This is a genomic window from Phycisphaerae bacterium, assembly GCA_035384605.1.
Classification (GTDB): domain Bacteria; phylum Planctomycetota; class Phycisphaerae; order UBA1845; family PWPN01; genus JAUCQB01.
The window spans coordinates 1-6,762 of sequence record DAOOIV010000177.1 but is presented as its reverse complement, the minus strand read 5'-3'; the positions used below and the strand labels follow the sequence as shown (position 1 = coordinate 6,762).

Annotated in this window: 5 protein-coding genes; 4 read left to right on the top strand and 1 reads right to left on the bottom strand. The window is 62.4% G+C overall.

The window, feature by feature from the left end; translation table 11 throughout:
* Positions 1–200: 200 nt before the first annotated feature.
* The gene (locus PLL20_21135) at positions 201–905 is read right to left on the bottom strand and encodes a type 1 glutamine amidotransferase (GenBank protein HPD32506.1); all 705 of its coding nucleotides are present in this window, start codon (positions 903–905) and stop codon (positions 201–203) included.
* Positions 906–1,120: 215 nt separating this feature from the next.
* Here PLL20_21135 and lepB point away from each other — a divergent pair, with 215 nt between their 5' ends.
* From lepB to mutS, 4 genes are all read left to right on the top strand, one after another.
* Positions 1,121–2,065, top strand: coding sequence for a signal peptidase I (lepB, locus tag PLL20_21130; GenBank protein ID HPD32505.1), 945 nt, complete (start codon positions 1,121–1,123; stop codon positions 2,063–2,065).
* A gap of 179 nt (positions 2,066–2,244) precedes the next feature.
* The gene (locus PLL20_21125) at positions 2,245–2,880 is read left to right on the top strand and encodes a hypothetical protein (protein ID HPD32504.1); all 636 of its coding nucleotides are present in this window, start codon (positions 2,245–2,247) and stop codon (positions 2,878–2,880) included.
* A gap of 310 nt (positions 2,881–3,190) precedes the next feature.
* Positions 3,191–3,763, top strand: a complete 573-nt coding sequence (locus PLL20_21120; GenBank protein HPD32503.1) for a hypothetical protein — start codon at positions 3,191–3,193, stop codon at positions 3,761–3,763.
* Positions 3,729–6,704: a DNA mismatch repair protein MutS gene (gene mutS, locus PLL20_21115; protein ID HPD32502.1), complete on the top strand. Its 2,976-nt coding sequence runs from the start codon at positions 3,729–3,731 to the stop codon at positions 6,702–6,704. Before PLL20_21120 ends, mutS begins: the two co-directional genes overlap by 35 nt.
* Positions 6,705–6,762 lie beyond the last annotated feature (58 nt).

Sequence of the window (6,762 nt, the reverse complement as noted above, 5' to 3'; positions counted from 1 at the left end):
GGGGGCCCGCCTCAATAGCTGTCCACAACGAACAGCTATCGGCTCTTTCCCGTGAATTAGTGTACACCGTCTCGCCAGGTTGTCAACTCTGGCCCCGCCCCGCCCGCGACGAGTTGAGCCAACCAGCCCGCCCGAAGGCTGTCTGATGAACACAAACCCTTGATGTACATAAGGTTATACCATGAATGGGTGCCGGCTTGTCAATCGAAAAGGCCAGCCCAGCTTTCGATGACCTTGTCGGCCAGCCGGTTCTGGGCGGCCAGAGCCTGCTGGAACCTCGGCCGGTATTGTTCGAAACCCTCGCCTGCCGGAAGCTCCATGAGCTCTCTGGCACAGGCTCGGCTGAGATCGTCGATCATCTTCCCGGTCGATTCCAAGTGAAACTGAAAGGCATAGACACGCCGCCCAAGCCGAAACGCCTGGTTCTCGAAACGGGACGATCGAGCCAGATGAACGGCACGCGCAGGCAGATCAAACGTGTCACCGTGCCACTGGAACACTTCCTGGGGATCGTCAAATAAGCACAGAAGAGGATCGGTGGCCGCCGCAGGCAACAGGCTGATCTCGAAGAGGCCGATTTCCTTCGGTCGTTTGGGATACACCTTCGCGCCAGCCGCTCTGGCGATGAGTTGCGAACCTAGGCAGATCCCCAGAACGGGTCGATCCTCGGCGATCAGATCCGCAAGCAAAGCCCGCTCCGGACCGAGAAAAGCGTACCGGTCCGTCTCATCCACGTTCATCGGGCCGCCCATGACGATCCAAGCGTCGAAATCACGCTTGCCGGGCACCGCACTACCGTTGAACAACTCGACGTTTTCGACGCTGTGACCAAGCCGTTGAAGCGCCGGCTCAAACACACCCGCATTCTCGCACCAGAAGTGTTGCAGCACCGCGATCCGGGCCATGTGGGCTCCCTCACAATCATTAGCACGGCAAATAGTATCTCATGCGGATCATAAGCCATCTGCAGAGAGCTCGGCAAGCGGTCAGGCACGCGACCTGAGTCGTCATTGGGAAGCCCATACGCCGTGCCGGTTGGGCGCTTTGCAGGTTGCCCCCAGAAGTATAAGGTAAACAAGGGTCGGTTGTTCAGAGCCGCAGGGAATTATAGGAGACCCCCATGCCACCGGATGAACCCGCCGCAACAGCACACGAACCTGCCGTGCTGGACTACGCAGCGCTCGACAAAGTTCCAGACGGTTGGGGCAAGGGCTTCATGGCGGTTGCTGCATCTATTCTGCTGCCCGGCCTGGGCCGGCTCTTCGCCGGGCGGCGCCGGCGGGGGGTGTTGTGGCTTGTGGTCTGCCTCGCGATCGGCTTGGCGGGCGCGGTCTGTCTGGCGTACCCTGCCGCATTGCCGATCGCGGCCGGCCTGGCCGCCATCGAAACCGTCCTGGTGCTCCTGATGCTCATCGACGCCTTCATCGGGGGGCGCCGATCGGACCGTCGAATGCTCGGACGGCCGTGGCTGCGGTACCTTGTCGGGATCGGTTTTCTTCTGGCGACGGCTTTTGCTAGCCCACGATTCCTGCTCGCATACCATCTTCGAGACCACTACGTTGAGGCTTTCGTCACCAGCAGCGGCGCCATGTCGCCGACGCTGATGCCAGGCGACAAGTTTCTGGCCCACAAGGGAGTTGACGTACACCGTCACAGCATGGTGGTGTTTGAGCACCCTCAGTTCGGTCCCGGCGTGAAAATCGTAAATCGGATCGTCGGCTTGCCCGGCGAGACCGTCGAAATCGTCGACGGACAGCTCCAGATCGACGGTCAGTCGATATCGCCGCCGCCCGGCGTGACCGGCTATACCAGCATGCTCTATATGGGTGTTGATGATCGGTCGTTGCGAGGAAAACCCGGCGCCGGATGTGAGGGCAACCCGATCCATCTCGGCCCGGATGAGTACTACGTTCTCGGCGACAACACCACCAGGGCAAAGGACTCCCGGCTCTGGGAGGTTGTGGCCGAAGGTCATCAACTGGGAGTCCTGCCTGGCGATCATATCATCGGCCGGGTCATGGCCATCTACTGGCCGCCTCAACGCTGGCGACGATTCCAGGAATAATCACCCCCGCGCCGGCTTCCCTGACACAGACAAAAACCTGCCCGTTGGCCGGACGTTGCAGGGGCGCTACAATCAGGGCAGCAAAGTTATGACCATTGCGGGTTTGCTGCCTGACAAGCGCTTTCTGGGAGCAGACTGCCGCCACTATTGCCGCCAGGTACCCCATAAGAGGTTCCACAATGACTCGTCAACAGATGAAACTCATCGTGATTGGGGCGAGCACACTGCTGACCGCCGGCACCGCACTGGCCCACGTTCCCTACCTGGAGACGACCGACTTCACTTGGGAGAAGCCCTTCCGGGTGCGCGGATCGATCGCCCAATCGATCGCGGTTTATGCATGGCTTGAGATGGCCGACGGGGCGACGGAAGACATCGACGTCTACCAGTTCAACCTGCGCCGCTCGACCCAGGTCTTCGTCGAGACCCTTGTGCCGATCTGCCCGGCCTACGCGGAGTTCCGGCCGTCTTTTGCGATCGTCGGCCCCGGGCTCGATGTCCCGGCCGAGTCGCTGCCTTTTGAGCTTCCCGTCGGCTACGGCGCGATCGTCGTACCCAACTACTCTGATCCGCAACGACCGACCTTCTACGAGCCGTTCGGCAACAAGTCATACTATGACGGCCCGGAGTTCAAACAGGTGCTCTCGACACCGGGGACCTACTACGTCGTGGTCTGGGACCCGGCCGGCATCGGCGGCGACTACGTGGCCGTGCTGGGGGACAAGGAAATCTGGTGGCCCTGGGACATCATCCGGGCCCTGATCCAGACGCCCAAGATCCGCCGGGGGCTGGAACTGCACACCGACTGCAGGTGACACGCAGAACGGGTGGGAAAAGGTAGGGCATGGTCGAAGCCACCAAAGGTGGCGGAGACCTGCCGGGACGCCCCACCGCGACACGGTGGGGGCCGAATTGGCGAAGTTGTGACCGAATAATGCGGCAGGTCCCAGTCGCCGCGGCGACCCCGCCCGCGGCGAGGCAGGCTCGACGCTGCCCCATCGCCCGCCCCCGTCGCTTTTCACACACACCTTCAGATGAAACCGGTCTTGCGTGCGATCCTGTGTAAAATGTAACATCTGCTGTTGGAATTTCTAACAGCCGGTGTTGGATTCTGCAGGGCCATCAATGAAACCGCATTCAGGCAAACGCGCTCCGATCAAGTGGTACGGTGTGCTGCTGCAGATATGCTTCGCCCCTGTGGCTGTGCTGATCACCTTCGCGGCGATTCTCACGGCGCCTGTCCTCGTCTTCAAGATGATCACAGAGGAGCGAAAACAACGGGAAAAGGTGCGGCAGTTTCTCCGAGGGCAGGGCGCGCGGGCCTTGCTGGTCTGGCATTCGCGGAGGGGGTGGAACGAGTTCGGCGAAAAGAACCTTCTGCCTGCGCTGCCGGAGGGAATCGTCGCGGTCCACGATCGGCGGCGGCGTGACTCGACTTACAGGGATCGGCGTTCGGCGGAACAGGCCGACGGTGTGTCCGAGTTGGCTCGCCCGTACCTGCTTTTCTTCCACAAGGCCAGGTTGCAGGCGATCAGCTTGAACCGGGCTCTGTGGCCCCTCAAGCGTCAGCGGAAGCCGAGTCTGGCCGTGCAGCGCGAGGTTTCGCGGATCATTCTCGACCACGTCGCCGATTCGCCGATCCGACTCGATTCAGCACCTCGTGATGGCTCAACTGACATGCTTCCAATGCGTAATTGAGAATCCGGTCGCCTTGCCGTACATTAGCGCCGCGATGACGCGGGAAGGCACCAAGCCGAAATGTGAGCCGCCGGCCGAGGGGCTGACCCCGGCCATGCGCCAGTACATTGAGCAGAAAGCGGCCGCTCCGGACGCCCTCCTGCTCTTTCGCATGGGCGACTTCTACGAGACGTTCTACGATGATGCGATCACCGCCGCGCGCGTCTTGGGCATCACCCTGACCACACGGGGCAAAGACCGCAACGGTCAGGCCGTCCCTCTGGCCGGCATTCCCTATCACGCTCTCGAAGGCTATCTCACGAAACTGGTGAAGGCCGGTTTCAAGGTCGCGATCAGCGAGCAGCTCGAAGATCCCAAGCTGGCCAAGGGCGTGGTCAAACGGGACATCGTCCGCATCGTGACCCCCGGGACGCTCACCGATGACGCCCTGCTGGAACGTAAGGCGGACAACTATCTGGTTTGCCTTCACCATCGTCGCGACGAGACCGGGTTGGCCTGCGTCGAGCTGTCTACCGGCGCATTCTGGGTGCAGACCGTCGCTGCGAAGGAAATACTCAACGAACTGGTCCGCCTTTCGCCGGCCGAACTACTCCTGGCCGAAGTGGCCATCGATGTCCGCGATCCGTTGGCCCACGTGGTGAAGGAGCTGACGGGTCCGAACCCGATCATCCCCTCGCTGCTGGTGACCCGTCGGCCGGCACACGTATTCGATCCCTACCAGGCCGACCAGCGTCTTCGGCGGCACTTCGGCGTGGCTACGCTTGAGGGCTTCGGCTTTGATCGCATCGACGCCTCGCTCTCGGCCGCGGCAGCGATCATCGACTATTTGTCGGAGACCCAGAAAGGCTCGCTCAACCATATTGTTAAACTGACCCGCCGCGAGACGAACGACTTCGTGCTGATCGACCAGGCCACCTGGCGGTCGCTGGAGATCGAGCGGACGATCCGAGGCGGCTCGACCAGCGGCTCGCTGCTTGCGGCAGTGGATCGTACTTCGACGCCGATGGGCGCTCGCTGTCTGCGCCGCTGGCTGGCAGCCCCGCTTCGCGATGCTGGTCGGATCCGCGAGCGCCAGCGGGCCATCGCGGACCTGCTGACCGACCGGCACCTGCTGCAAACGCTTCGCACCGAGATGGGCAGGCTGGCGGACATCGAACGGATCACTGCAAGGCTGGGCGTGGGCCGGGCTTCGCCGCGCGACCTTCTGGCACTCGGGCAAACGCTGCTCGGCGTGGAGAGGATTGCGGCGACTCTCGACAGGCTGGCCGCTCAGACCAGCATCACCGGCGACAGACTCTGTGCCTTCCTGGCCGAACGCCGCGATGCCCTGCGCGGCGAGCACGACCTGGCCGAGTTCCTCACCACGGCCTTGCGCCCGAATCCCCCGCAGGTGCTCAACGAGGGCGGGATCATCGCCGACGGCTACGACGCCGAACTGGACCGGTTGCGAACCATGAGCTCGAATGCCCAGCAGTGGCTGGCCGACTACCAGGCCCGCGAAATTCAACGAACCGGTATCAGCTCACTGAAGGTCGGATACAACCAGGTGTTCGGCTACTACATCGAGATCACCCACGCACACGCCTCGCGGATTCCACCCGATTACGTCCGCAAGCAGACACTCAAGAACGCCGAGCGGTACATCACCGACGAACTCAAGCAATACGAGACCGAGATCCTCACGGCCCGCGACCGGGCCATCGCCCGTGAGCAGGAATTGTTCGAGGTCATCCGCCGGCGGGCCGTTGAGCGGATCGCTCCGCTGCAGCAGCTTGCGGCGGCGATATCTGAGATCGATGTGGTCGCCGGCCTTGCTCATCTGGCCGATGAGCGGCGATATGTTTGCCCGGAGATGGTGGAAGGCAACGCCCTGGAGATCTGCGAAGGCCGCCACCCCGTGCTGGAGCAGACGCTGGCGGAGAAGTTCGTGCCGAATGACTGCCGACTGGGAGCGGTCAGCGATCAGCAGTCAGCGGTCAGCGGCCGGCGATCAGCAGTCAGCCAGACAGATTGCGCAACCAGCGGTCAGCAATCAGCAGTCAGCCAGACAGATTCGGCCGCGATCCGACCGGATTCTGTCGGTCTGTTCGGGCCGCAAGCGGATCTCAAATCTGAAATCTCAGATCGGCAATCTGACATCTCAGATCTCAAATCTCAAATCTCAAATTCTAAATCCGAAACTCTGGCCATCCTGACCGGGCCGAACATGGCCGGCAAGAGCACCTACATCCGCCAGATTGCCCTGCTGACGATACTTGCTCAGACGGGCAGCTACGTCCCGGCCGCGTCGATGCGATTCACGCCGGCCGACCGGATCTTCGCCCGCATCGGGGCCTCCGACGAACTGACCCGCGGTCAGTCCACCTTCATGGTCGAGATGACCGAGGCGGCCAACATCCTCAACAACGCCTCCGAAGCCAGCTTGGTGATCATCGACGAACTCGGCCGCGGAACAAGCACCTTCGACGGGCTGGCCTTGGCCTGGGCGATCGCCGAGCAACTCGTCGTCGGCGTCGGCTGCCGGACACTCTTCGCCACGCACTACCATGAGCTGACCGAGCTGGAGAAGTACATGAACGGCGCGGTGAACTACAACGTCGCGGTCCGCGAGTGGCAGGACGAGGTCGTCTTCCTCCACCGCATCGTTCGCGGCAAGACTGACCGCAGCTACGGCGTACACGTCGCCAAGCTGGCCGGCGTCGGCCCGGAGGTCATCGCCCGAAGCCGCGAGATCCTGGCCGAATTGGAGGCCAACTTCTCGGCCACCCGTCGGGCTCCGCGCCGCACCGCTCGCCGTAACCGACGCGACGATCAACTCTTGCTCTTTGCCGACCCGGCCGACGAGGTCATCAAGGAGATCCGCCAACTCGATCCCCACAAGCTGACGCCGATCGACGCTTTGCAGGCCATCGAGAAATGGCGCAAGCGCCTGGAGGAGTGAAAACTGGAGTTTGGCATTTTTGCGGCGTGCTGATGCTCGCCCTTGAGGCCTCGGTCCC

What these genes read in the sequence shown, in the direction of transcription:
- PLL20_21135 (HPD32506.1), bottom strand. Translation starts at nt 905, where the DNA reads ATGGCCCGGATCGCGGTGCTGCAACACTTCTGGTGCGAGAATGCGGGT.
- lepB (HPD32505.1), top strand. Translation starts at nt 1,121, where the DNA reads ATGCCACCGGATGAACCCGCCGCAACAGCACACGAACCTGCCGTGCTG.
- PLL20_21125 (HPD32504.1), top strand. Translation starts at nt 2,245, where the DNA reads ATGACTCGTCAACAGATGAAACTCATCGTGATTGGGGCGAGCACACTG.
- PLL20_21120 (HPD32503.1), top strand. Translation starts at nt 3,191, where the DNA reads ATGAAACCGCATTCAGGCAAACGCGCTCCGATCAAGTGGTACGGTGTG.
- mutS (HPD32502.1), top strand. Translation starts at nt 3,729, where the DNA reads ATGGCTCAACTGACATGCTTCCAATGCGTAATTGAGAATCCGGTCGCC.